At 50.2% G+C, this 25,321-nt stretch carries 25 protein-coding genes and 1 rRNA gene; 25 read left to right on the forward strand and 1 reads right to left on the reverse strand.

What is annotated here, in order from left to right:
• The 10 genes from rrf to QZQ08_RS06605 form a co-directional block, all read left to right on the forward strand.
• A 5S ribosomal RNA gene (gene rrf / locus QZQ08_RS06560) occupies positions 1 to 109 on the forward strand; the annotation flags it as partial.
• Positions 110 to 756: 647 nt separating this feature from the next.
• Entirely contained in the window at positions 757 to 2,160 is a 1,404-nt protein-coding gene (locus tag QZQ08_RS06565; protein ID WP_366140860.1) for a GntP family permease, read from the forward strand.
• 317 nt (positions 2,161 to 2,477) lie between these two features.
• The gene (gene sufC, locus QZQ08_RS06570; RefSeq protein ID WP_009015994.1) at positions 2,478 to 3,215 is read left to right on the forward strand and encodes a Fe-S cluster assembly ATPase SufC; all 738 of its coding nucleotides are present in this window, start codon (positions 2,478 to 2,480) and stop codon (positions 3,213 to 3,215) included.
• Positions 3,216 to 3,231: 16 nt separating this feature from the next.
• Positions 3,232 to 4,665: a Fe-S cluster assembly protein SufB gene (gene sufB / locus QZQ08_RS06575; protein ID WP_296329699.1), complete on the forward strand. Its 1,434-nt coding sequence runs from the start codon at positions 3,232 to 3,234 to the stop codon at positions 4,663 to 4,665.
• A gap of 14 nt (positions 4,666 to 4,679) precedes the next feature.
• Positions 4,680 to 5,801: a SufD family Fe-S cluster assembly protein gene (locus QZQ08_RS06580; protein WP_296329702.1), complete on the forward strand. Its 1,122-nt coding sequence runs from the start codon at positions 4,680 to 4,682 to the stop codon at positions 5,799 to 5,801.
• On the forward strand, positions 5,764 to 6,984 hold the full coding sequence (locus QZQ08_RS06585) for an aminotransferase class V-fold PLP-dependent enzyme (protein ID WP_296329705.1): 1,221 nt from the start codon (positions 5,764 to 5,766) through the stop codon (positions 6,982 to 6,984). The genes QZQ08_RS06580 and QZQ08_RS06585 overlap by 38 nt, the downstream gene beginning before the upstream one ends.
• A 21-nt stretch (positions 6,985 to 7,005) precedes the next feature.
• The gene (sufU, locus tag QZQ08_RS06590) at positions 7,006 to 7,452 is read left to right on the forward strand and encodes a Fe-S cluster assembly sulfur transfer protein SufU (RefSeq protein WP_366140858.1); all 447 of its coding nucleotides are present in this window, start codon (positions 7,006 to 7,008) and stop codon (positions 7,450 to 7,452) included.
• 153 nt (positions 7,453 to 7,605) lie between these two features.
• A complete protein-coding gene (locus QZQ08_RS06595; RefSeq protein ID WP_296329710.1) occupies positions 7,606 to 9,684 on the forward strand; it encodes a polyribonucleotide nucleotidyltransferase in 2,079 nt (692 codons plus the stop codon).
• A gap of 151 nt (positions 9,685 to 9,835) precedes the next feature.
• Positions 9,836 to 10,279, forward strand: a complete 444-nt coding sequence (locus QZQ08_RS06600; RefSeq protein ID WP_367268483.1) for a PTS glucose transporter subunit IIA — start codon at positions 9,836 to 9,838, stop codon at positions 10,277 to 10,279.
• 4 nt (positions 10,280 to 10,283) lie between these two features.
• A complete protein-coding gene (locus QZQ08_RS06605; protein WP_296329717.1) occupies positions 10,284 to 10,718 on the forward strand; it encodes a zinc ribbon domain-containing protein in 435 nt (144 codons plus the stop codon).
• Positions 10,719 to 10,774: 56 nt separating this feature from the next.
• Here QZQ08_RS06605 and rpmB read toward each other — a convergent pair whose 3' ends face one another.
• Positions 10,775 to 10,966, reverse strand: coding sequence for a 50S ribosomal protein L28 (gene rpmB, locus QZQ08_RS06610; RefSeq protein WP_009016002.1), 192 nt, complete (start codon positions 10,964 to 10,966; stop codon positions 10,775 to 10,777).
• A 183-nt stretch (positions 10,967 to 11,149) separates the two neighbouring features.
• Between rpmB and recG the strand changes: the two genes are divergently transcribed.
• The 15 genes from recG to trmD all read left to right on the forward strand — a co-directional run bounded on the left by recG (position 11,150) and on the right by trmD (position 25,241).
• Entirely contained in the window at positions 11,150 to 13,246 is a 2,097-nt protein-coding gene (recG, locus tag QZQ08_RS06615) for an ATP-dependent DNA helicase RecG (protein ID WP_296329720.1), read from the forward strand.
• Between the two features lie 16 nt (positions 13,247 to 13,262).
• Positions 13,263 to 13,967: a TVP38/TMEM64 family protein gene (locus QZQ08_RS06620; protein WP_296329723.1), complete on the forward strand. Its 705-nt coding sequence runs from the start codon at positions 13,263 to 13,265 to the stop codon at positions 13,965 to 13,967.
• A 209-nt stretch (positions 13,968 to 14,176) separates the two neighbouring features.
• The gene (fusA, locus tag QZQ08_RS06625; RefSeq protein ID WP_296329729.1) at positions 14,177 to 16,246 is read left to right on the forward strand and encodes an elongation factor G; all 2,070 of its coding nucleotides are present in this window, start codon (positions 14,177 to 14,179) and stop codon (positions 16,244 to 16,246) included.
• A 129-nt stretch (positions 16,247 to 16,375) separates the two neighbouring features.
• Positions 16,376 to 18,367 (forward strand): transketolase, encoded by a 1,992-nt coding sequence (tkt, locus tag QZQ08_RS06630; protein ID WP_296329731.1) that lies wholly within the window; start codon positions 16,376 to 16,378, stop codon positions 18,365 to 18,367.
• A 76-nt stretch (positions 18,368 to 18,443) separates the two neighbouring features.
• The gene (gene thiD / locus QZQ08_RS06635; protein ID WP_296329735.1) at positions 18,444 to 19,250 is read left to right on the forward strand and encodes a bifunctional hydroxymethylpyrimidine kinase/phosphomethylpyrimidine kinase; all 807 of its coding nucleotides are present in this window, start codon (positions 18,444 to 18,446) and stop codon (positions 19,248 to 19,250) included.
• Positions 19,247 to 20,059: a hydroxyethylthiazole kinase gene (gene thiM / locus QZQ08_RS06640; protein ID WP_009016008.1), complete on the forward strand. Its 813-nt coding sequence runs from the start codon at positions 19,247 to 19,249 to the stop codon at positions 20,057 to 20,059. The genes thiD and thiM overlap by 4 nt, the downstream gene beginning before the upstream one ends.
• Positions 20,056 to 20,703: a thiamine phosphate synthase gene (gene thiE / locus QZQ08_RS06645; protein ID WP_009016009.1), complete on the forward strand. Its 648-nt coding sequence runs from the start codon at positions 20,056 to 20,058 to the stop codon at positions 20,701 to 20,703. Before thiM ends, thiE begins: the two co-directional genes overlap by 4 nt.
• A gap of 3 nt (positions 20,704 to 20,706) precedes the next feature.
• Positions 20,707 to 21,156 carry a hypothetical protein gene (locus QZQ08_RS06650; protein WP_296329741.1) on the forward strand — a complete coding sequence of 150 codons (450 nt, stop codon included), beginning with the start codon at positions 20,707 to 20,709 and terminating at the stop codon, positions 21,154 to 21,156.
• A 62-nt stretch (positions 21,157 to 21,218) separates the two neighbouring features.
• Positions 21,219 to 21,584, forward strand: coding sequence for a YlxM family DNA-binding protein (ylxM, locus tag QZQ08_RS06655; RefSeq protein WP_009016011.1), 366 nt, complete (start codon positions 21,219 to 21,221; stop codon positions 21,582 to 21,584).
• Positions 21,585 to 21,693: 109 nt separating this feature from the next.
• Positions 21,694 to 23,040 carry a signal recognition particle protein gene (ffh, locus tag QZQ08_RS06660; RefSeq protein WP_014128129.1) on the forward strand — a complete coding sequence of 449 codons (1,347 nt, stop codon included), beginning with the start codon at positions 21,694 to 21,696 and terminating at the stop codon, positions 23,038 to 23,040.
• Between the two features lie 28 nt (positions 23,041 to 23,068).
• Complete coding sequence (gene rpsP, locus QZQ08_RS06665) at positions 23,069 to 23,341, forward strand: 30S ribosomal protein S16 (RefSeq protein WP_016459745.1); 273 nt, start codon at positions 23,069 to 23,071, stop codon at positions 23,339 to 23,341.
• An 11-nt stretch (positions 23,342 to 23,352) separates the two neighbouring features.
• Positions 23,353 to 23,580 (forward strand): KH domain-containing protein, encoded by a 228-nt coding sequence (locus QZQ08_RS06670; protein WP_009016014.1) that lies wholly within the window; start codon positions 23,353 to 23,355, stop codon positions 23,578 to 23,580.
• 13 nt (positions 23,581 to 23,593) lie between these two features.
• Positions 23,594 to 24,001 carry a YlqD family protein gene (locus tag QZQ08_RS06675; protein ID WP_009016015.1) on the forward strand — a complete coding sequence of 136 codons (408 nt, stop codon included), beginning with the start codon at positions 23,594 to 23,596 and terminating at the stop codon, positions 23,999 to 24,001.
• Positions 24,002 to 24,006: 5 nt separating this feature from the next.
• Positions 24,007 to 24,501: a ribosome maturation factor RimM gene (gene rimM, locus QZQ08_RS06680; RefSeq protein ID WP_035196225.1), complete on the forward strand. Its 495-nt coding sequence runs from the start codon at positions 24,007 to 24,009 to the stop codon at positions 24,499 to 24,501.
• On the forward strand, positions 24,501 to 25,241 hold the full coding sequence (trmD, locus tag QZQ08_RS06685; protein WP_014128132.1) for a tRNA (guanosine(37)-N1)-methyltransferase TrmD: 741 nt from the start codon (positions 24,501 to 24,503) through the stop codon (positions 25,239 to 25,241). The genes rimM and trmD overlap by 1 nt, the downstream gene beginning before the upstream one ends.
• Positions 25,242 to 25,321: the final 80 nt, after the last annotated feature.

Raw genomic sequence — 25,321 nt, forward strand, 5'->3', positions numbered from 1 at the left:
CGATAGCTAAGGGGTTCCACCTGTTCCCATGCCGAACACAGCAGTTAAGCCCTTACACGCCGAAAGTACTCGACTGGAAACGGTCCGGGAGGATAGGAAGCTGCCGGTTAGATTGACACCTCACTTGCCTTGTGCAGTGGGGTGTTTTTCTTGTGCCTGATGGCGCTTTGGCTGATGTTCCTTCTTTTGCGAGGGGCTCTCCTAGCGAGTCTTTCCTGGGGCTTATTCCTTTCTTCTATTTGGATATGGCTTTCTTTTTGGATGGGGCAGTTGATTTTTGTTCGGGTCATCCATTTATTGCGGTTAATTCGTTGATTTTTTATGTGGTCTATATAGGTATGACCAAGAGGACTTTATGTAAAGGGCATCTCTTTTTTTACGCAGGAAATACTGAGGAGTCTTGAGCCGTCCAAAAAATAAGCGGATGTGGCAGGCTTCCCGTTTTATTTCCACACGGTCGGTGTGGGCAAGTGGCAGGCATCATTGTTCCTGTTTTGAAAATAAGGCTCTTTTTGCCTCGCCTTCTCATTGGCGGCAGTGATTTGTTCTTTTTTCTTTATTTAGATTACTTTTTTGCTGCATCGTTATGTTCCAAACTTCATAGCAAGATAGGTCATTTTTCTCAATTTTTTGTATTCAATAGGACAAATTCGGTGTATACTTGTTTGTAAGAACGGAAAGAGTTTTCTATTTCCCTCTTTTTCCCTTCCAGAAAGGGCTGGAAGGCTGTTTACTATTTGAAAGGAGTTGATTATTTTGACAGGTATACCTCTTATGATTGCATTTGTTCTTGCCATCATCATCATGATCCTTGCAATCTCCAAGTACAACATTCATCCCTTCCTGTCCATTTTGACTGTTTCCGTTATTTTTGGTATTATTGGCGGCATCCCATTGGTTAAGACGGGAAAGGGCCTCGGGATTGCGGATGTTGTCAGTGCTGGTTTTGCTGGTACTTTCAATAGTATTGGCATTGTCATCATTATGGGGGCACTCGTTGGTGCTCTTCTCGAAAAGACGGGAGCTGCACTCAAGATGGCAGACTGCGTTGTTCGGCTTGTCGGGAAAAATAATACGTCCCTTGCCGTCCTTATTATGGGCTGGATCGTATCCATCCCTGTTTTCTGTGATAGCGGGTTTGTTATCCTGAATCCGATCCGGAAAGCTTTGGTACGCCGCACGCATGCTTCTGGCATCGCTACAGCTGTAGCCATGAGCATGGGCCTTTATATTACCCACTGCTTCATTCCACCAACACCCGGTCCCATTGCTGCGGCAAATACCATTTACGAAGGTATGCAGATGGACACGAACCTGATCCTCGTCATTGCTATGGGGGCTTGTGCGTCCATCCTTCCGATGATTGCGGCCTACTTCTATGCCAACTACATTGGCGGTAAAATCAAGACCAAGGAAGAAAAGGCCATGGAAGCCGGAGAAGCCGGGGAAATGACGGAAACCTATGAAGAACTGATGAAAAGCTATGGTGAACTTCCCAGCGCTTTTATGAGCTTTGCTCCCATCATTGTGCCTATCCTTCTCATGGCCCTTTCAAGTGCCATGAACATGGCGGGGAATAAGATTCCTATCATAACTTTCCTCGGGACACCAATCATTGCCATCAGTGTCGGCGTCCTTCTTGGTATCCTGCTTTTTGTGTCCCGCCCCATGGAAGATAAGGCCAAGGCTTTTTATGAACTGACGAATGAAACCTTGAAGGTTTGCGGCCCCATCCTCTTTATTACGGCGGCTGGCGGTGTCCTGGGCAAGGTCATCGCTTCGACCAACATGGTTGCCTTTATTAAGGCCAATTCGACGACCCTTGCGGGTCTTGGTATTTTCTTCCCCTTTATCCTCTCGGCTATCCTGAAGACGGCACAGGGGTCTTCCACCGTGGCCATTACGACGACGGCAGGCATCATGGCTCCTCTTATGACGACCTTGGGCCTTGGTACCCCTATTCTTGCAGCGGTAACGGTCATCGCTATCGGGGCTGGGGCCATGACGGTCTCCCATGCCAACGACTCCTATTTCTGGGTTGTTACGAATTTTGGTGATATGGAAGTCCAAGATGGGTACCGGGCACAGACCTTTGGAACCTTTGTGACAGGGCTGGCTGCCATGCTCAATGTCTATATCATCTATCTGTTTGTTCGCTGAAAAGCAGCTCGAAAGACTGTACGGAACCTCTTTTCCGTGCAGTCTTTTCTTTATTGTAGGAATTTCCCCTATTTATACTATGATATCTTGTACATTTTGGAAAAATGTCCTATAATGAATTCCGGTATCTTGATAGGATATCATGGATAAATCGGGGAAATTGCCCCGCTTGCACCGTGGATTCACGCATTTATGGGATTCTATGCCAACTGTAACATTTAAGTTGACAGAATAGGACGGAATAAGGTAGAATTCACTGTAAAGGAATATGATTTAAATTCTATCGTAGGATCATACAAGTAAGAGAGGTTAGAGACATGAGTGAACTATTACGAGTCGAAGGGCTGCATGTGGCTGTCGAAGGAAAGGAAATCCTCAAGGGACTTGATCTGGTCATCAATAAGGGCGAGACCCATGTCATTATGGGGTCCAATGGGGCTGGCAAATCGACCCTTTTCAATGCAGTCATGGGGAATCCAAAATATGTGGTCACGGCAGGCCATATCTATCTGGAAGGAAAGGAGATTACTCACGAACCGGTCAATGAACGGGCTAAAGCGGGGATTTTCATGGCCTTTCAGAATCCTATCTCTGTCCAGGGTATTTCTGTTGAAAACTTCATTCGCAATGCCAAGAGTACGGTTAGCGGTGAGACTCAGCGAATCATGCCCTTCCGCAAGAAGCTGCATAAGCAGATGGATGCCCTTAAGATGGATCGCTCCTATGCAGACCGTTATGTCAATGATGGGTTTTCCGGCGGGGAACGCAAGAAAAACGAGATTCTCCAGATGACCATGCTCGAGCCGAAACTGACCATGCTCGATGAAATTGACTCCGGTCTTGATGTTGACGCTGTCCGCATCGTATCAGAAGCCGTCAACGAATATCACAATGAGGACAACTCCCTCCTAATCATTACGCACCATAGTGAGATCCTGCAAAAACTCCATCCCGATGTGGTCCATGTCCTCATTGCTGGCAAGATTGTCAAGAGCGGTGATGCTTCCCTCATCCGTGAGATTGAGGAAAACGGCTACGACGCCTATAAGAACTGATAGGTAGGTGAGCACTATGTCGGAAGAAAAGAGAACCGGATTGGACGAGGAAAAGAAGATTTTCGATTCCGTCGACAATCTCGGAAACATGTATAACTTCAGGAATGACTTCAAGTATTCCTATAAGACCGATGCCGGCCTGACACCGGACATCGTCCGGGAGATTTCCGAAAAGAAGGATGAGCCGAAATGGATGCTTGACTTCCGCCTGAAATCCCTTGATATCTATAATCAAATGCCATACCCGGTGTGGGGCCCTGACATCAGCGGTCTTGACATGGCCAATATCGTCACCTATGTCCGTCCTGATACGCAGATGAAGGCAGACTGGAACGATGTTCCTGATGATATCAAAGATACCTTCGACCGCTTGGGCATCCCAGAAGCGGAAAAGACCTCCCTTGCGGGTGTGGGTGCCCAGTATGACTCGGAAGTCGTTTATCACAGCATCCAGGAAGACCTCGTCAAGCAAGGCGTTGTTTATACAGATTTTGATACAGCCCTCAAGGAATATGAAGAGATCGTCAAGAGCCACTTCATGAAGCTTGTTCCGCCTACAGATCACAAGTTTGCCGCGCTGCACGGCGCTGTTTGGTCTGGCGGCTCCTTCGTCTATGTTCCTGACGGAATTGATGTCGAAATTCCGCTGCAGAGCTATTTCCGTCTCAACGCACCGGGCGCTGGACAGTTTGAACATACCCTGATCATTGTCGGCAAAGGGGCCAAGGTTCATTTCATCGAAGGCTGCAGTGCCCCGAAATACAATGTGGCTAACCTTCATGCTGGCTGTGTTGAACTTTTCGTTGGCGATGAAGCCACCCTGACTTATTCGACAATCGAAAACTGGTCGAAGAATATGTATAACATGAATACGAAGCGCTGTGTCGTTGGTAAGAACGGGACCATCAATTGGGTTACCGGTTCCTTCGGCTCCCATACATCCTGCTTGTATCCTATGAGCATCCTCAATGGGGAAGGCGCCCACTGTGAGTTTACAGGAGTCACGTTTGCCGGTAAGGGACAGTATCTTGATACGGGTTCCAAGGTAATCCATAATGCTCCGAATACGACGAGCAACATTAATTCCAAATCCATTTCCAAAGATGGCGGCGTCTGCATCTATCGAGGCAGCGTGGTCATTGGGGAAAAGGCAGAAGGGGCCAAGTCGAACGTCAGCTGTGAATCCCTTATGCTGGATGAGCAGTCCCAGTCCGATACGATCCCTGCCATTGTCATCAAGAATGACAATGTGGACCTTGGTCATGAAGCGAAGATCGGCCGTATTTCCGATGAAGCCATCTTCTATCTTATGAGCCGCGGCCTGAGTGAAGACGAAGCACGGGCCATGTTGGTTCGGGGGTTTGTTGAACCGGTTTCGAAGGCACTGCCGCTTGAGTATGCTGTCGAAATGAACAATTTGATCAATTTGGAACTCAAGGGTTCCATGTAAGGAGGTAGGAGAGCATGAAACAGATTTTCAATGAACTGCCTCGTCCTACTTTCCGTTGGATGAGGGTAAACCATCAGGAACTGGAAACCCCGGAAGTAGAGCTTGTTCCTGATGCTGCTGTAGAAGAACGGCATGAAGGCCCTGCTGAAGTAACCTTCTTTACGGGCCGCCGCGTTCCGGATCTGGGGGACTTTGCCGGTGCCAGCCGAGAATCCTTGGAGGACGCACTGGATAAGGGCAATGTAAACTGTGAAATCAGTGTCAAGGAGGGGGAAAAAGCCAAGGTATGGCTCGATTACAGCCTCTCAGAGATGATTCCTGCCCTTATTGGACAGCTTTATATCAAGGCAGGCAAAAATAGTGATATCGAGATTTTTACGACTTTCGAAGGGGATGCTCCGGACGGACTCGTCAATGTTCTCTTTTATGTAGAGGCTGGTGAGAACGCAAAAGTGACTGTCAGTAAGGTCCAGATTCATGGCAGCCGTGTCCGTCACATTGACCAGCGCTATACCCATGATGGCAGGGGCAGCAAAGTAAAATTTGTCTCTGCTGAAGTGGGCAGCAAGGAAACCTTGGTCTATGTCCGCACGGACCTAGATCATGATGAGTCGGACTTCAAGAGCCAGACCATGTATCTTGGCAGTGAAAAACAGCTCTTTGATTTTTCCTATTGGGTTCCGACCCAAGGGGTCAAGACCAATACAGACATCCTCACGACGGGGGCGCTCATGGGAACCAGCCGCAAATATTTCCGCGGCACCATTGATTTCCTGCGAGGCGGCAAGAAAGCCGTGGGCAACGAAGAAGATACATGCCTGCTCCTAAATAAGGGCGTCCATTCCATTTCCGTTCCGTTGCTCCTTTGCAAGGAAGATGATGTCGTTGGCAACCATGCCGCAAGTTCCGGCCAGGTTGATCCCGATATGCTTTTTTATCTGATGAGCCGCGGTCTCAGCGAAAACGGCGCTCGTCTTGTCATTGTTGAATCCAATATCCGTCCGGTCATTGACCAGTTAGGCGATGAAACCCTGGCGAACAAGGCTCTCCGGGCAGTACGCGAGAAAATGGAGTTTTGTACCCAGAAAGGAATTTGCGATGAAAAATGTACGGAAAGACTTCCCAATCTTAACTAAAAAGGTCAATGGTCATCCCCTTGTTTATTTCGACAATGCGGCAACGACCCAAAAGCCCTATCAGGTCATCCATGCCATGGTGGACCTATTGGAACACTATAATGGAAACCCCCATCGTGGGGCCCATACCCTCAGCATTGAAGCCACGGAATTGTATGACAGCGCCCGTGAAGCCGTCGCCCGCTTCATCAATGCCAAGAGTGCCGATGAAGTCATTTTCGTCCGCAATACGACGGAAGCCCTGAATTTGGTGGCCAGAAGCTATGGGGAAGCCAATCTCCATACAGGGGATAAAATCGTGATCCCCATTTCTGAGCACCATTCCGATATTGTGCCTTGGCAGCGTGTGGCAAGTCGTACAGGGGCTCAGCTTGTGTATATGTATCTTGATGAAGAAGGCCATTTTACAGATGAAGACCTGGCAAAGATCGACGAAAAGACAAAGATCGTGGCTTTTGCAGCAGTCAGCAATGTCCTTGGGATGAAGCGTCCCATTGAAAAGATCATTGAAAAGGCGCATGCAGTTGGCGCGATTGCTGTCCTTGATGGGGCCCAGTCTGCACCACACATGAAGAGTGATGTCCAGAAGTGGGATTGTGATTTCTATGCTTTTAGCGGCCATAAGATGATGGGCTCTGCTGGCACGGGTGTCCTTTATGGCAAGAAGAAACTTCTTAATGCCATGGAACCTTTCCTTTCTGGCGGGGACATGATTGAATATGTACAGGAACAGAGTACGACATTTGAACAGGTCCCGTTTAAATTTGAAGCGGGGACGGAAAATGTGGAAGGGGCGGTTGCCCTTCATGCAGCCATTGATTATCTCGATGACCTTGGGTTTGATGAAATCGAGCGTCATGAATATGAATTGACCAAGCACTGTCTTGAAGGCCTGATGAAGCTTCCGTATGTCCATATCCTGGGCAGCAAGGATCCTGAAGAAAAGGTCGGTGTCATTGCCTTTACCATTGATGGTGTGCATCCTCACGATGTGGCGACGATTCTTGACAGCTATGGCATTGCCATCCGCAGCGGCCATCATTGCGCCCAGCCTTTGGGGCATCATCTTCATGTCGAAGCATCGAATCGTGCCAGTTTCTATATTTATAACACCATCGAAGAAGTGGACTACTTCCTGGATAAGCTTCCTCTTGTCCGGAAACAGATGGGATTCAAGGATTAAAAGGGTGGTACAATGAGCAGCGTGGATATGAATCAACTTTATTCGGACATCATTCTGGAACATAACCAGAACCAGATGAACAAACGTGCCTTGGATAAGTTCACGCTCCAGGAGCATGGACATAATCCGAGCTGTGGTGATGACATTACCCTCCAGGCCGATATCGAAGGCGGCATCGTCAAGGATGCAGCCTATACGGGCCATGGCTGTGCCATCAGCCAGGCTTCAGCGGACATGATGATTGACCTCATCAAGGGCAAATCAGTCAAGGAAGCACTCCGTCTGGTCGACCTCTTCCTCGATATGATCAAACGGGAAGTGACCGATGACGATGAACTGGAAGAGTTGGAAGATGCCATCAGCCTAAAGAACATCTCCAATATGCCGGCTCGTGTCAAATGTGCTGTCCTTGCTTGGCATACGTTGAAAGAAGCCCTTTCTGGCGATAAGGAAGCATCCAATCAATAATGTATTTACTGCTGGCTGCCGTGCCCAAACGGGTATGGCAGCTTTTTAATGCCTGGAATGAGCGGAAAATCCGTAAAGTTCTATACAAAGTTTTTCAGTTTGTAGTATAATCTATGGGTAATGCTTAACGAGTCAATAAGGAGGATGCAGAGGATGCATACATTTAGCACGGAGCTGGGGGGCAGACCCCTTACCATCGAAACAGGCAAGATTGCCAAGCAGGCCAATGGGTCTGTTCTCATCCGCTATGGGGAAACAGCCGTTGTGGTTGCTGTCACTGGTACGGACACACCGCGGGAAGGGGTTGATTTCTTCCCCCTGACGGTAGATTTTGAAGAAAAGATGTACGCTGTCGGGAAAATTCCTGGAGGCTTTCTGAGAAGAGAGGGCCGTCCGCCTGAAACGGCTATCCTGACGAGCCGTCTTATTGACCGCCCAATCCGTCCCATGTTTCCTGATGGTTATCATAATGATGTGCAGATTGTTGCGACGGCTGTGTCCGTCGATCCCGATAATGCACCTGATATTCCTGCTATGATCGGTGCCTCCTGCGCCCTTTCCATTTCTGATATTCCTTTTGAAGGTCCGATTGCCGGTGTTCGTGTTGGCCGCGTGGATGGAAAATTCATCATCAACCCGACCCTTGAACAGGCTGCGGTCAGCGAAATGAACCTCGCTGTTGCCGGAACCAAAGATGCCATTCTCATGGTTGAAGCTGGGGCCAAGGAAGTTTCCGAACAGGTCATGCTTGATGCCATCTTGTTTGGACATGAAGAAATCAAGAAACTGGTTGCTTTTCAGGAACAGATTCAGGCTGAAGTGGGCAAACCCAAGATGGAATTTACCCCTTATGTACCGCCCGAAGCCCTTTCCAAGGAAATTATGGAATACGGTGAACCGAAGATTCACGATGCCCTCATGGATCCCGATAAGCTTCATCGTGACAAGATGGTTTCTGAAACCAAGGAAGCAATCTTGGAACATTTTGTGGAGCTTTATCCTGAAAGTGAAATCGATATTGCCCATATTGTGCAGAAGCTTGTCAAGAAGGTCTTCCGTCACATCATTACCCATGACAAGATCCGTCCGGACGGCCGTGCCCTGGATGAGGTGCGTCCCATCAGCTGCGAAGTTGGTCTTTTGGCCCGTCCTCATGGCTGCAGCCTCTTTACGCGCGGTCAGACCCAAGTCCTCAACTGCCTTGCCTTGGCCCCGCTTCGTGAAGCCCAGACCCTCGATGGTCTTGGTACGGAGTTGACAAAACGCTACATCCATCACTACAATTTCCCGCCCTACAGTGTCGGTGAAACCAAACCCCTGCGCAGTCCGGGCCGCCGCGAAATCGGCCATGGTGCCCTGGCAGAACGTGCCCTGCTGCCGGTCATTCCTTCGGAAGAGGAATTCCCATACACAATCCGGCTGGTTTCGGAAGTCTTGGAATCGAACGGTTCTTCTTCCATGGCCAGTACCTGCGCCAGCACCCTCAGCCTGATGGACGCCGGCGTGCCTATCAAGGCGCCTGTTTCCGGTGTGGCCATGGGTCTTGTCAAGGAAGGGGATAATATAACCATCTTGACGGATATCCAGGGCCTCGAAGACGCCAATGGTGACATGGACTTCAAGGTTGCTGGTACGGAAAAGGGCATTACGGCCATCCAAATGGATATCAAGATTGACGGCATCAACCGACAGATCTTTGAACAGGCACTTGAACAGGCTCGCAAGGGCCGTGCCTATATCCTCGGCAAGATGCTTGAATGCATCCCGGCACCGCGACCTTCTCTCAAGGAACATGCTCCAAAGATTACGACCCTCAAGATCAATCCGGACAAGATCAAGGATGTGATTGGACCGGGCGGTAAGGTCATCAAGAAAATCACCGAGGAATCCGGGGCCAAGATTGATATCGAGGAAGATGGAACGGTTTACGTAGCGGCTGCTGATCAGGCCTCTGCCAACAAAGCCATTGAGACCATCAATGCCATTACGGCTGAACCGGAAATTGGCAAGATTTATACAGGTAAGGTCACCCGCCTGATGAATTTTGGCGCCTTTGTCGAATTCATGCCGGGCCGGGAAGGGTTGGTCCATATTTCTCAACTCGCCAAGGAACGGGTGGAAAAAGTGGAAGACGTGGTAAACGTGGGTGATGAGATTGTTGTCAAGCTTGTTGAAATCGACGCCAAGGGACGCATGAACCTGTCTCGCAAAGCGGCGCTGCAAAGCCACTGATTTCTGACCCTAAGAAGGGGCATGTTCTGAAAAAGTCACGAACATGCCCCTTTCTTGCTATATTCAGATGGTAGAATGGGTTCCAACTTGTAAGGAGAGATCATCCATGGGATTTTTTAATTTCTATAAAAAAACAGAATTATTGGCCCCTATGACGGGACGCGTGATTCCTCTTGAGCAGGTGCCAGATCCCGTCTTTTCCCAAAAGACACTGGGGGAGGGGGCGGCCATCATGCCTGAAGACGGTCTTGTAACCGCGCCTTGTGATGGTACGATTGCCTATGTCCCGGATACGCAGCATGCGATTGCTCTGACAAGTACCCAGGGACTGGACGTATTGATCCATGTGGGAATCGACACCGTTTCCTTACAGGGGGAGGGCTTTGCTGCCCTTGTAAAGGAAGGGGATATCGTCCAAAAAGGACAGGGGATCCTTCGGGTCGATCTTGCCCTTCTTGCCAGCAAGAAAATCAATCCTGTGACGCCCCTTGTCGTGACGGGTGGCGCGGCAGCCATTACGCTGCTGCAAAAAGAGGGGGCCCGTGTTGAAAGCGGAAAAGACGCCATTGTTTCCGTCAAGGAAGGGGAGAGGTGAAGCCATGGAGATCAACGGCAGCGGCGGCAGCCTTATCGAACGGAAATATCGTCTTCCTGTCACTGTCATTTGGCAGCTTGCCCTTGATACGGCCCGAGAAATGGAAATCAGCCTAAAGGAAGTGGATGAAAAGGAACATCTTTTTCAGGGAAGCCTCCTTACGGGAGAAAAGACCTTTCTCTTTGGCGAGCCCAAGAAGAAAGTGGTTTCTCTCGTTGTGACGCCTGTAGAAGGCGGCAGCCAGGTCATCCTTGACATTCATAAGGAACGCATCGAGGTCTATAGTTTCCGGCCGCAAAATAAGGAAACAGAAGCCTTCATGAAGCATCTTGAAGCTAAAATAGAGGCTTATACGCAGGAAAGTCCCTGCTCTCACTGTGGCCGGCAGGTTCCTCGTGATGCCAGTTTTTGCCCCTACTGCGGCAGTCCTTTGGGTTAAGGAAATAAAAAAGGAACCAGTTACCGAAGTAACTGGTTCCTACCGTTTCCTCTAGCTTAGATGGCGCGGGTCACCTTGCCGGAACGTAAGCAGCGAGTGCAAACATTAACGCTCTTGACTTCGCCGTCTACAACTGCTTTGACCTTTTGAATGTTAGGCTTCCAAGAACGCTTCACATGTCTATTGGAATGGCTGACATTGTTGCCGCTCAGCTCACCTTTTTTGCAGATATCACAGATGCATGCCATGGTCCCACCTCCTTCTAGCTAATAAGGCAATGCTAATTTTTTAACTCAATGCAAGTATTTTAACACAAACAAAGAGTTTCTTGCAAGTAAATTTTGGCGAAATCCGGAAGTCCATAGGAAATGACCCCATTAGGACATAAAATCTGGTATGATTAAGAGGAATCATAGAGGAGGGATCCATCAATGAAAAAAATAGAAGCCCAAACCCAGTCACTGCCATGGTGGAAAAAGCCTGTTTCCTCCTTGAAAGGGATTGGTCCTAAAAAGGCGGTTGAGTTTGAAGGCCTCGGAATTGTGACGATTGGAGACCTCTTGAATCATTTTCCCCGTCAGGGCTGTTATCTTGATTATTCACATGTAAAGACAATCCGGGAACTTACCCTTGATGGTTCCATGCAGCTTTTTCGCGGACAGATTGCCCGCATCATAAAACGGCGTAGTGCCCGGAATATGCGCTATGCGTCAGTTGTTGTCAGTGATGGGACGGCTTTTGCTGAAATCTTTCTTTTCGGCGCCCAAGTCTATGCCGTTCGGTATTTGGAAAATGGGGATGATGTCCTTGTCATCGGGAAAGTCGGGCCGGGCCGAACCGCCAAGGCTGTCACGCAGGCCGTCATTTCCAAGGTCAAGGATGAGCCTCCGGAAGCACCGGGTATCCTGCCGACCTATGCCTTAAGCGGCAGTCTTACCCAAAAAAATGTGCGTTCTGCCGTTCGTCAAGCCCTGCTCCTTGCAAAGGACCATCTCCCTGAATGTCTGCCTGATTGGATCATGCGAAAAAAAGGCTTCCTTTCCCGATATGAAGCGTTGGAAGCTATTCATTTCCCACCTTCCTTGGAAAAGATGGAAGAAGCAAGAAGACGCTTTATTTTTGAGGAACTCTTCTTTATTCAGTGCGGACTCCTGCATCACCGAGCCAAGATCAAGAAAAGGAGCCTAGGTATCAAGATGGGCCATTGCGGGCCTTTGTGGCAGTCCGTTTTGGACCATTTAGGTTTTACCTTAACGGAAAGCCAAAAAAAGGCTTGGCAGGAAATCAATGATGATATGGAAAGTCCCGAACCCATGAACCGTCTCCTACAAGGTGATGTTGGTTCAGGAAAGACGGCAGTCGCTATGCTGGCGCTTGCTAAAGCGGCTGAAAATGGCTATCAAGGCTGTCTGATGGCACCCACGGAAATTCTTGCAGAGCAGCATTACCAGGAAATGCAGAAGGTCTTGGAACCCTTGGGCATTCACACAGCCCTGCTTACGGGGAGCCTGAGCCAGACGGCTCGGCGGGAGGTCTTGGAGGGACTTGCTGATGGCACCATCAAGGCAGTCGTTGGGACCTACGCCCTGATCCAGGATGCCGTTGTTTTTCATTCCTTGGCACTTGCCATAACGGATGAACAGCATCGTTTTGGTGTGGAGCAGCGCTCGCGCTTATCGGGGAAATCAAGCTATGCACCCCATGTCCTTGTCATGACAGCGACACCCATTCCACGAACCCTTGCCTTGACTGTTTATGGGGACCTTGATGTGTCCCTTATGAAAGGGCTCCCACCAGGACGCAAACCAATCAAGACCCTGTGCTATACCGATGAAAAGCGGGCCGAGGTCTATGCAGGCCTCATCCATCAAGTAAAAGAAGGGCATCAGGCTTATATCGTGGCCCCCCTTATTGAGGGATCGGACATGGTCGATGCAAAATCTGCAACAGACCTTTATGAGGAATTGACCCAGACTTTTTTGAAGGGTATTCCCTGCGGCCTCCTTCACGGACGTCTCAAAGCAGAAGAAAAGGATGCGGTCATGGCGGATTTTGTGAGTGGGAAGACCAAGGTCCTCATCGCTACAACGGTCATTGAAGTTGGGGTCAATGTGCCCAATGCAACGCTGATGATCATTGAAGGAGCGGACCGTTTTGGCCTGGCCCAGATGCACCAGCTCCGGGGCCGTGTCGGCCGTGGCTCAAGTCAATCATACTGTGTGCTGCTTACCGGTTCGAATCAGCTCCAGACTTTGGAACGTCTCCAGATTATGCGCAGCTGCAGCGATGGGTTCCTGCTTGCCGAGAAGGATATGGAACTGCGAGGGGCCGGCCAGCTTTTTGGCGTTCGGCAGCATGGACTGCCCGACCTTTATATTGCTGATATCCTTCGTGATACGGATACCCTTGTGGAGGCGCGGGAATACGCCAAACGGAGTATGGCCGATCCTCAAGGGGCCCGTTTCATTGAGGAAGGTATCGCTGCTGCCCAGTTTGATGGACGGTTTGAACAAATTTTTAATTCCTGACTGAAGGATGGATGACATGAATCGAGAAATCAATTGGAAAAGTGGAAGTTTTAAATTTGTGGCTTTCCTGCTTCTTATAGGATGCCTGCTGGCCATCCATGTTTTTGCACCGGGCGTTACGAAAAATCTGTATCATTTGGCCCGCGGCGGTAATCTTAAGGAAACAACGGACTATTTGAGAAGCTTTGGGCCTTGGGCCATTGTGGTCAGTTTTTTCCTCGATGTTCTCATCAATGCCCTCGGATTTTTACCGTCCATTTTTTTATCAACGGCAAATGGCGTCATCTTTGGTCTGCCTCTTGGCATTACCATATCCTGGTTGGCCGAAACCGTCGGTGTGGTACTTAATTTTTTTGTGCTTCGCTTTTTTTTGCGTGACGAAGCAGAAAAGCTCATTACAAAGAGCAATAACCTAAAGCGCCTTGATGAAATGAGCAGCAAGGGCGGGCTTACAGCCATGGCCCTTGCCAGGACGCTGCCTTATTTCCCGTCAGGAATCCTGACGGCGTTGGGAGCCGTGAGCCGGATGAGCGTGCGGGATTATATCATTGCCAACCTGATTGGTAAATTCCCTTCAACGGCTCTTGAAGTCGTCGTAGGGCATGATATTGTTAATTTCCGGGCCCATATGGACCGCCTTGCCGTCTTGATGACCCTTGTCATCATCGTTTATGGGGGACTCCTGTATCACCGGAAACAGAAGGAAAAGAAATCCTCCTAGGCTTGTACCGGGTTGTTGCCAATCCTTTCTTATCCTGATCATTACGGCAGTGAAACGCCTCTTAATCTGTAACTTACTATACAGATTAGGAGGCGTTTTTTACAGCCAAGGAAAGTGGAACGCGAAAAGAAGGAAAATTTCAAGAAATCAGCGAAAGAGGATATCATGAGATTTGTTACGAATAGATTCGATATAAAGGGGGCAATAACGTGAAAGAGTACACAGGTGATAAAATCAGGAACGTTGCTATTGTAGGGCACGGCGGTGCAGGGACGACTTCCCTTACGGAAGCCCTGCTTTATCGCAGCGGTGCCATCAGCCGTATGTGCAAAGTGGAGGATGGACAGACAACAACGGACTTTGAACCGGAGGAAATCAAGCGCGGTGTTTCTGTCAGTGCGACCCTTGCACCTGTTGAATGGAACGATGTCAAGATCAACTTCCTTGATACACCGGGATTTGCTGATTTCGTAGCCGAAGTAAAGGGCGCCTTCCGCGCCGTTGACAGTGTGCTTATTGTGGTCAGTGCAACGAGCGGGGTCCAGATCGGAACGGAACAGTGCTGGAATCTTGCAGAAGAAGCTGGATTGCCTCGACTGATTTTCGTCAATAAGATGGACCGTGAAAATGCTGATTTTGATCAGATCATGGATAACCTCCGGACCAAGATTGGGAAACGGGTCCTGCCGCTCCATCTGCCTTTGGGAAAGGAAGAAAATTTCTGCGGTGTCATCGATGTCTTCAATCAGAAGGCCTACCGCGGCAACGGCAATGGGGCAGATGAAATCGAAGTCCCGGATGAACTGAAGGAATGGGTCGCCGATGCCCACAGCAAGATGGTGGAAGCGGCTGTCGAAGCTGATGATGAGGTCATGGAAAAATACCTTGAAGGTGAGGAAATTCCTGACAATGTCATCATGAACTGCCTTGTTAAAGGCATTCGGCAGGGCATTATCTTCCCTGTGCTATGCGGCAGTGCGTATAAGAACATTGGCCTTGGCCGCTGTCTTAATGCCATCGTAAACTATACCTTCCCCGCCGTCCTCAATGATTATAAAGTGGAAAATCCGGCAACCGGCAAAACGGAAGTCCGCGACTCGAACGCACCTATGGCTGCCCTCGTCTTCAAGACAACGGCAGATCCTTTTGTGGGCCGTTTGAGTTTTGTCAGGGTCTTTTCCGGTGCCATTTCGGCGGACAGTACGGTCTATAATGCCAGCCGTGAGGAAATGGAAAAAGTTGGTCCTGTCTTTACCCTGCGCGGGAAGACGCAGATTCCGATGAAACAGATTGCAGCCGGTGATATTGGGGTCATTTCCCGCCTCCAGTTCACGGCAACGGGTGATACCTTAAGTGACAAGAACAATCCCGTCCTCTTTAAGCCCATTGAATTTCCTCTTCCTATGTACAGCCGGGCCATTTATCCGAAGAAGAAGGGCGATGAGGAGAAAATTGCCGGTGCCCTCACAAAACTCATGGATGAGGATCCGACCTTCATTGTAACACGCAATAATGTAACAAAAGAAACACTGATCAGCGGTATGGGGGACCAGCATCTTGAAATCATCATGGAGCGGATGACACGTAAATTTGGTGTGGAAGCAGAACTTCGTGCACCGATTGTGGAATATAAGGAAACCATCCGCGGCACGGCAGAAGTTGAGGGTAAATACAAAAAACAAACGGGCGGTCACGGTCAGTATGGTCATGTCGTGGTTCGACTTGAACCGCTGCCGCCTGGAGGAGGCTTTGAATTCGTCGATAAAATCTTCGGTGGTGCCGTACCTCGCCAGTATATCCCAGCCGTAGAAAAAGGCATGCGCGAAGCTGTTGAACACGGCGTCCTTGCTGGCTATCCTGTAGTTGATATCCGGATTACCCTTCTTGATGGCTCCTACCATACGGTCGATTCTTCGGAAATGGCCTTTAAGGTGGCGGCCAACCAAGCCTTCCAGAAAGGCTGCGCGGAAGCAAAACCTGTTCTTATGGAACCGTATTATAATCTTGATGTTTACTGTGATGAACGGGTTACCGGTGACGTTATTTCTGACCTCAACAGCAAACGGGGCCGCATCATGGGCATGCAGACTGCTGAGGATGGAAGAAGCTGTATCAAGGCCCAAGTGCCTTATGCGGAGATTCTTGATTATGCTGTTGATCTCCGTGCCTTGACCCAAGGAACGGGAACCTTTGAGATGAAGTTCGATCATTATGAGGACGTTCCGCCCAAAATGGCTGAAAAGATCATTGAAGAAGTCAAGGAAAAAGAACGAAAATAAGCTCGTCAGGGCCGCTGCTTCAAGCAGCGGCCCCTTTTTTGGAAGCTTTGTTGCGAAACCAGGCCAAATATCCTATAATCGTAAGGAAAGACCCAATATCCGAGTTATGGTAGGAGGAATATTGTTTTCATGAAAAAAATTGATCAAGAAAGCATCAATACCTTACGTTTCTTGTCCATTGATGAAGTCCAGGCTGCCAATTCCGGCCATCCCGGTCTTCCCCTTGGAACGGCTCCGCTCATGTATACGATCTGGGATCGTTTTATGAAAGTGAACCCCAAGGATCCGTCTTGGTTCGACCGCGATCGTTTTGTTCTTTCGCCCGGCCATGGTTCTGCCCTGCAGTATGCCATGCTTCATTTGGCTGGATACAAGGTCTCCCTTGATGATTTGAAACAATTCCGTCAGTGGGGGTCCCTGACCCCGGGCCATCCGGAATATGGGGTTACGCCCGGTGTCGATGTTTCAACAGGGCCTTTGGGTCATGGATTTGCCATGGCCGTAGGTCTTGCCATGGCAGAAAAGATGCTTGCTGCCCGCTACAACAAAAAAGGGTTCCCCGTGGTAGACCACTATACCTATGGCATCACAAGCGACGGCGATCAGATGGAAGGCGTTGCTTCTGAAGCGGCTTCTCTTGCAGGGACGCTAGGCCTAGGCAAATTGATTTTCCTTTATGATGATAACAAGATCACCATTGAAGGCCATACGGATATTGCCTTCAAAGAAGACGTAGGGGCGCGTTTTGCTGCCTATGGCTGGCAGGTGCTGCGAGTTTCTACCTCCGAAGACGTAGAGGAACTGGCCAAAGCCATCAAGGAAGCCAAAAAGGAAAAGAACCGTCCTTCCCTCATCATTGTTCCCACCCATATTGGTTTTGGCAGCCCGCGTCAGGATATGGCCAGTGCGCATGGCGAACCGCTGGGCGCTGAGAATGTGGCTGCAACTAAAAAAGCCGCTGGTTGGGATCCGGAAAAGTCCTTCTATGTGCCTGATGAAGTACGGACTCATTTCGAAGAAAAGATTCCGGTCGCAGAACGTAAAGAAGCTGAATGGGAAGCCCTTCTTGATGAATATGCAAAAAAATACCCCGATCTTGCAGCAGAACTGGTGGACCGCATGAATGGCAAGGTCGATCTTGATCTCAAGAAACTCATGGCAGCCTTTGCTGGTACGGAAAGCGTGGCTACGCGTGCTGCTTCCGGCACGGTCCTGCAAAGCCTTGCCGATGCGCTGCCAAGTCTGGTAGGCGGCAGTGCTGACCTTGGCCCTTCCAACAAGACTGAAATGAAGGGCAAGGGGTTCTTCTCCGCAAGAACACCGGAAGGCCGCAATATCCACTTTGGTATCCGCGAACATGCCATGGGCTGTATCGTCAATGGACTGAGCCTCCATGGCGGTCTCCTGCCTTTTGGCGCGACCTTCCTTGTCTTTGCCGATTTCATGCGTCCTGCCATCCGTATGGCCGCACTGATGGGGATTGGCAGCCATTTTGTCTTTACGCACGACAGCATCTTTGTAGGTGAAGATGGTCCGACCCATCAGCCTGTTGAACAGGCCATGAGCCTGCGGCTGATTCCCAACGTCTCCGTCATTCGTCCTGCTGATGCCCTTGAAACAGCGGCTGCGTGGAAGACGGCTTGTGAAACAAAAGACCGTCCGACCTGCCTGCTTCTCACCCGTCAGGGCATGCCCGTTCTTCATGATTATGCCAAAGTGATTGCCAAGGGTGCACCCAAAGGCGCTTATATCCTGAGCCCGTGCCCGAAAGAAGAGGACCTTAAGGCCGTCATTATTGCTACAGGCAGTGAAGTTCACCTAGCCCTCGAAGCCCAGAAAAAATTGACAAAACGTCATATCGGCGTCCAAGTCGTTTCCATGCCCAGCTGGGATCTTTTCGACAGCCAAAGCGCAGCCTATAGACGCCGCGTCCTTCCCAAAGATGTACCGGCTATTGCCGTCGAAGCAGGTGTCCGTACGGGCTGGGCCCGCTATACGGGCAGCGAGGACCGCGTCATTGGCATCGATACCTTTGGTGCCTCCGGTCCGGGTAAGACCGTCTATAAGGAATATGGATTCACCGTTGATCATATCGTTGATATGGTCCGCAAAGTAAAGTAAGGAGCCTTGCTCCTACGGTTCTTGGCGTCCTGTCAAATTGGCAGGGCGCTCTTTGTACAGGAAAGGACGACCCATCATGAAACATCTGCTCACCATTGCAGGTTCTGATTCCTCCGGCGGCGCGGGAATCCAGGCTGATCTTAAAACATTTGCTGCCCATGGCACCTTTGGAATGAGTGTCATTACTGCGGTAACAGCCCAAAATACGACGGGCGTTACAAAAATCCAAAATATAGACGCCGATGTTGTCGCCGCCCAGATTGATGCAGTCTTTTCTGATATTCGTGTCGATGCCGTCAAGGTGGGCATGGTTTCCATTACGCCCATCATCGAGACCATTGCAGAAAAGATGAAAGTCTATGTACCTTCCTATCTTGTTGTCGATCCGGTCATGGTGGCCACAAGCGGAGCCTATCTTCTTGAGGAGACAGCCCGGCGGACCCTATTGGAAAAACTCCTGCCTCTTGCTTCAGTCATCACGCCGAATATGATGGAAGGAGAAGTCCTGTCAGGCATGACAATCCGCTCAAAAGACGATATGGAAAAGGCAGCCCATGCCATCTTGGATGCCTGCGGTGCAGCTGTGCTCCTTAAGGGCGGGCACCTTGCCCAGACTGCCGATGACTATCTTTTGGAAAAAGGTGGGCGCGGAACATGGCTGTTTGGCCGTCATATCGATAACTCCAATACGCATGGAACGGGCTGCAGTTTATCGTCCGCCCTTGCTTCAGAATTGGCTTTGGGCCACACCCTTCCAGAAGCGGCTCAACTTGCCAAGGACTATGTGGCACTCGGCATTGAGCATGGCCTTCCTGTCGGTCATGGGCACGGCCCTATCCATCACTTTGTCTCTCTTTATGAAAAGGCAGGGATTGGGAAATGATGCCCCTTGAAAAGGCCTTTTGCTCCATCAGTGAGGCCATGCGGTCCCATCATCCGTTGGTTCATCACATAACAAATTATGTGACGGCCGGATTCTGTGCGGATGCGGCCCTTGCCATTGGGGCATCTCCCATGATGGCTGACGAGGAAGGGGAAATGCCCGCCATCTCACAGCTTTCTGACGCTTTGGTCCTCAATTTGGGAACTATGAATGAACGAACCTATGGCGCCATGAAAAAAGCCCTTGTCGGAACCGCTGCCTGTGGACGGCCTATCCTGCTTGACCCTGTTGGGGTCATGTCGTCGTCCTTCCGCTTTGATGCGGCCCGTACCCTGCTTCAGACTGGGGCCATCACGGTCATCAAGGGCAACAGTGCCGAAGGAAAGGCCCTCCTTTCTTGGCAGGGCGAAGGGGGAAAGGGCGTGGATTCCCTTTCTGATGACCATCCGGAACGGATTGCCAAAGCTTTGGCCTGCAAGTTTCACTGCACGGCTGCTGTAACGGGTGCCACTGATGCTGTAAGCGACGGAACCGTAACTTATCTGGCTCATAATGGAACGGCTTATCTGGGCCGGATTACGGGGGCTGGCTGCATGACGGGAACGCTTATGGCGGCAGCCCTGGGAGTCTATCCTGAATCCCCCCTTTATGCTGCCCTATGGGGCCTTACGGTCATGAATACGGGAGCTGAACTTGCGGAAAAGGACGTTCCCGGCCCTGGGACCTTCCGGGCCCATTTGATGGATGCCATCAGCCAACACGAGGGGCATAGGCTTTATAACCTTTTTAAAGGAGGGCCAGCAAAATGAAACGAACCATTGATTACAGCCTCTATTTGGTCACGGACCGAAAGGTGACGGACAAAAAGGGCCGCGATTTTTATGAAGCTGTCGAAGAAGCCCTCCAAGCGGGCATTACTTTGGTCCAGCTGAGGGAAAAGGACGTGACGACGGAAGAACGTATTGCCATTGGCCGCAAGGTCAAGATCCTGTGCGACCACTACGACGTACCGCTTCTTGTCGATGACGATATTGCCTGCGCCAAGGCCATCGGCGCTGATGGGGTCCATTTGGGACAAAGCGATGAATCCCTTGCCCGGGGACGGCAGGAATTAGGAAATGATGCCATCATCGGTATTTCTGCCCATAACCTTGAAGAGGCGCAGGCGGCCCTTCGTGGCGGCGCCGATTACCTCGGCGTGGGCGCCCTTTACCCAACAGAGACTAAAAAGGATGCGTCCTGTCTAGGCCTCGGTCCCTTCCGGGAAATCATTGCGGCCATTTCCCTTCCCATTGTTGGAATCGGCGGTATCGGTAAAAAGGAATTCCCGGAAGTCATGAAGTGCGGGGCCGCAGGCTGCGCCATGATCAGTTCTATTCTCGGCGCCGAAGACATCACAGCAACGGTAAAGGCCATGAAGATGGCCTATGAGGCTCTGCGCAAAGGGGAGTAGCCTATGCGGGAAAAAAGAAAGATTGAACGTTTGGGGCGGAAGGCCATTACCGCTTTTACAAAACGCCTGACTGATGAAATCTTCCTGTTCATCGAGCGCGACCCGGCCCTTTTGAAGGAATACAAGGAAGCGGTGAAAACCTATTCGGCCCACAGCGTCAATGCAACCTTGGGCAAGATGATTGCCGAAGCTTATGGCCTAGGCAATCTCCAAAAGGAAAGCAATCCGGACAGTGCGCTCTTAAAGCGTTATACCTGTCATTATGTCTATTGGGATCGCAACAAGGAAGAAAAGAAACGGCGGGAACAGGAACAGGAAAAGGATCTGGGACTTTTTGGCAGAAGCAGACGGAAACGCAGGAAAAAGTCTGTCAAAAAGCCTCGTGTGGCGTCTGCTCCGTCCCTTGAAAAGAATCTCTTCGATGGGTCAGGACATGACCCATCAGTATCATGATAAAGGATCCGTGGAGGAAGTTCTCCTCCCACATTCCTTTTTCCTAGGAGGGAAAAAGCTTCATGCAGGATGAGACGCTGTTTGCCAAAAGGATCCGCATTGGCAGACTTTATGATGTATATGGGAGTCTTCTTACGGTGCGGCAGCAAAAAATCATGGAACAGTATTTTTATGATGACCTGTCCCTTGGCGAGATTGCTGATGCCGGCGGAACAAGCCGGCAGGCTGTCTATGATCTCTTAAAGCGAGTAGAGGAGTCCCTTGAAAAGTATGAAAAGAAGCTCCGCGTCCTCCAAAAGGAAGAATCCATGCAGTTTGAACTGCGGGGGGCCCTCCATCTCCTGGGTGCGCTCAAGGAAGAAGGACTAGGGGATGAACGGCTTCAAAAAATTGAAGACATCATCCATAAGGTCATGGGTGATGCATGAAAATCAGGTGTCAAGGGAAAATACTTGACACCTTGCTGTTTATCCGCTATACTACATAAGTCGGTAAAGGACCTAGAGGTCCCACGGCCAGACAGAAAGCAGGTACACCATGGCTTTTGAAATGCTGACCGATAAATTGACGGCAGCCATCCAAAAGATTCGCGGCCAAAAGACCGTTACGGAGCAGGACCTTAAGGAAACCTTGAGGGACGTGCGGTTGGCCCTTTTGGAAGCAGATGTCAATTTCAAGGTTGTCAAGGAATTTACCACAAAGATCAAGGAACGGGTGCAAGGTCAAAAAATTGATCCTAACCTGACCGCTGGTCAATATATCGTCAAAGTCGTCCACGAGGAACTGATAGCCCTTTTAGGCGGGGAACAGAGCAAGCTCCAATTTTCCTCGAATCCACCTACGGTGATCATGCTTGCCGGGCTTCAGGGTGCAGGTAAGACTACTTCCATCGGAAAGCTGGCCAATTACCTCCGCAAAAATGGAAAGAAGCCGCTCATGGTTGCTGGTGACGTTTATCGTCCCGCTGCCATTACCCAGCTCGAAGTCATTGGAAAGGAACTGGACATGCCAGTCTTTTCCATGGGCAGTGAGGTCTCCCCTGTGACGATTGCCCAAGAGGCCATCAAAAGGGCCAATGCCCTTTTGTGCGATACGGTCCTCATCGATACAGCCGGGCGATTGCATATTGATGAAAAGCTCATGGATGAGCTGAAAAACATCAAAACCGCGGTTCATCCAGATGAAATCCTTCTTGTCGTCGACGCAATGACGGGACAGGATGCCGTGACGGTTGCAGAGGCCTTCAATAAAGCCCTTGGGATTACGGGCCTTATTGTGACGAAACTTGATGGCGACGCTCGCGGTGGTGCTGTTCTCAGCGTCAAATCCGTAGCCGATTGCCCGGTGAAGTTTGTAGGTATGGGTGAAAAGCTGGATGCACTCCAGCCATTTTATCCGGACCGCATGGCTTCCCGCATCCTTGGAATGGGGGATGTCCTATCCCTCATAGAAAAGGCCCAAGAGGCCATTGATGTTGATTCGGCCAAGAGACTGGCTGAGTCAATGAAACATAACGAGTTCACCCTCGATATGTTCCTTGACCAAATGAAACAGGTCAAGAGGCTGGGTTCCTTGGAATCCATCCTGAGCATGATTCCCGGCATGGGAAAATTCAGCAAGCAGTTTGAAGGCGTGGATCTTGATGGCAAGGAAGTCCGCAGGTTGGAGGCCATCATCACGTCCATGACTCCGAAGGAGCGGCAGAATCCCCGCATTATCAACGGGTCCCGTCGTAAGCGCATTGCCGCGGGCTGTGGCCAGCGTGTCCAGGATGTCAATCGCTTGCTCAAGCAGTTTGAAGAGAGCAAGAAGCTCATGAAGACCATGCAGGGGATGAACAAGTATGCACGGAAAGGCAGATTCAAACTGCCTTTCATGCAATAAATCAAATTCCTTTAAGGAGGTGAAAATTGTGGCAGTAAAAATTCGTCTGAAACGTATGGGTGCTAAGAAAAGACCCTTCTATCGTATCGTTGTTGCCGATGAACGCGCTCCGCGTGATGGCCGCATCATTGAAACGGTTGGGACCTACGATTCCAACGTCGATCCTGCTGTTGTAAAGATTGATGAGGAAAAGGCTCTGAGCTGGATGATGAAAGGCGCACAGCCGACGGATACGGTTCGCTCCATGTTCAGCAAGGAAGGCCTCATGACCAAACTGGCTGACAAGAAGGCTGCGAAATAAGGAGGAGACCTATGAAAGAGATAGTTGAAGTCATTGCTAAGGCTATCGTCAATCATCCCTCCGAGGTGCAGGTGGAGGAAGAAAGGCGTGGTTCCACTGTCGTTCTTAAACTCCACGTGGCACCCGATGATATGGGTAAGGTCATCGGCAAGCAAGGCCGGATTGCAAAAGCCATCCGTATGGTCATGAAGGCCGCGGCCACCCGTGAAAATGTCAAAGTGATCGTCGATATTGATTAAAGGTGGGCAAACCATGGATAAAATGATCGTAAAAGTCCCTGTAACCATTAAGGCGAAGGTGACGGAAGATCTGAAGGCACAACTGATTGCCGATATGAAACGCCAGGTCCAGGCTGCTGAACTTGATTTTGAACGGTTCCAATTCAGTGCCAAAAAGGCCTTGGATAACAATGCCGGCGCCGCTCCCCAGCTGGTTGCCAGCATGCGGGACCAGATTGAATACGAAAAGAACCAACGTGGCCATGCTCTCCAGGAGCTTAAAGATAAACTGGAACGAGCAGAAAACCTCGAAATCGGTAGCGAAATCGGTCACGGCACATTGGAGCGTTCCGTGGAAATTACCATAGGGTCCGATCTGGAAGCCCTCATGGGCGCTGAAATTGTCGTTGAAGACGGCAAGGTCATTGCATTTCGGGCGTGATGACCATGGAACAGCAAATTGTGATTGGCAAAATCGTCGCCCCGCATGGTGTGCGGGGCGAATTTCGTATCATGCCCCTGACCGACCAGCCGCAGCGCTATGCCAAGATGAAGATTGTCCATCTTGATGATGGACGGGATCTCACGGTTGTTTCCGTTCGGCAGCATAAAAATGTCTATCTCATGATGGTGAAGGAAATCACCAATATGGACGAAGCCGAAGCCCTGCGGGGCCGTCAGCTTGTCATTTCCCCCAAGGAACTTCCTCCCTTGCCGAAAGGACAGTTCTATGTGCGGGATATCTTGGGATTTGCTGTCGAAAGTCCTGACGGGGAAGCCTTTGGCACCGTAAAGGATGTCATTTCCCCGGGCAGTACCGATGTTTTTGTGATTGCTTCCCCGACAGGCGAGGAGATTCTCCTTGCCGCCATCAAGGAGAACATCCTTACCATCGATTGGGCAGAGCATAAGGTTGTTGCTAAACTGCCGGAGTGGATTTGATGAAATTTGTTTTTATTACCTTGTTCCCTGAACTCATTGCAGGCGCCGCTTCCGTGAGTATCTTGGGACGGGCCCAAAAAGAAGGCCTCATTGAGGTTCTTTGCGTCAATCCCCGTGATTATGCGACGGACCGCCACCGCAGCGTTGACGATACAACCTGCGGCGGCGGTGCCGGCATGGTCCTGCGTGTGGACACATATCTGGCGGCTCTTGAAAAAGCCAGGTGCCTTGCCCCGGATGCACTTGTGGCTGCGCTGACGCCTGTAGGTGAAACTCTTTGCCAAGCACGCGTCACCGCTCTTTCCCGAGCTGGCCGGGATCTTATTTTTCTTTGCGGCCATTATGAAGGGTTCGATGAGCGGATCCTAGAGGAAGCTGATCTGCGCCTATCCGTAGGGGATTTTGTCATGACAGGCGGTGAATTACCCGCGCTTTCCGTTATGGACGCGGTCGCTCGTTTCGTGCCAGGCGTTCTGGGAAAACTGGTGAGCGCCGAAGAGGACTCTTTTTCCGGTTCCCTTTTGGAGCATCCTCAGTACACGCGGCCCATTTCTTATGAGGGGAAAAAAGTGCCGGATATTCTCCTATCTGGAGATCACGAAAAGATTGGTGCCTGGCGCCGTAAGAAAGAATTTGAAGCCACGCTCCAGCACCGTCCGGATCTTTTTTCGACAATGACGTGGCAAAAAGGAGACGGCCGGCTCTTTCTTGAGATGCTTGGAGAACGGCACAAAAAATAGGGCAGCTGCAGCCCATACCAGGGCGGCTAAGCGTAAAATGTTTCTCGGTAGGGAAAAATAGTCCTTGCAAAATAAAGGGG

The sequence above is a fragment of the uncultured Acidaminococcus sp. genome (genome assembly GCA_900538365.1).
Taxonomy (GTDB): domain Bacteria; phylum Bacillota; class Negativicutes; order Acidaminococcales; family Acidaminococcaceae; genus Acidaminococcus.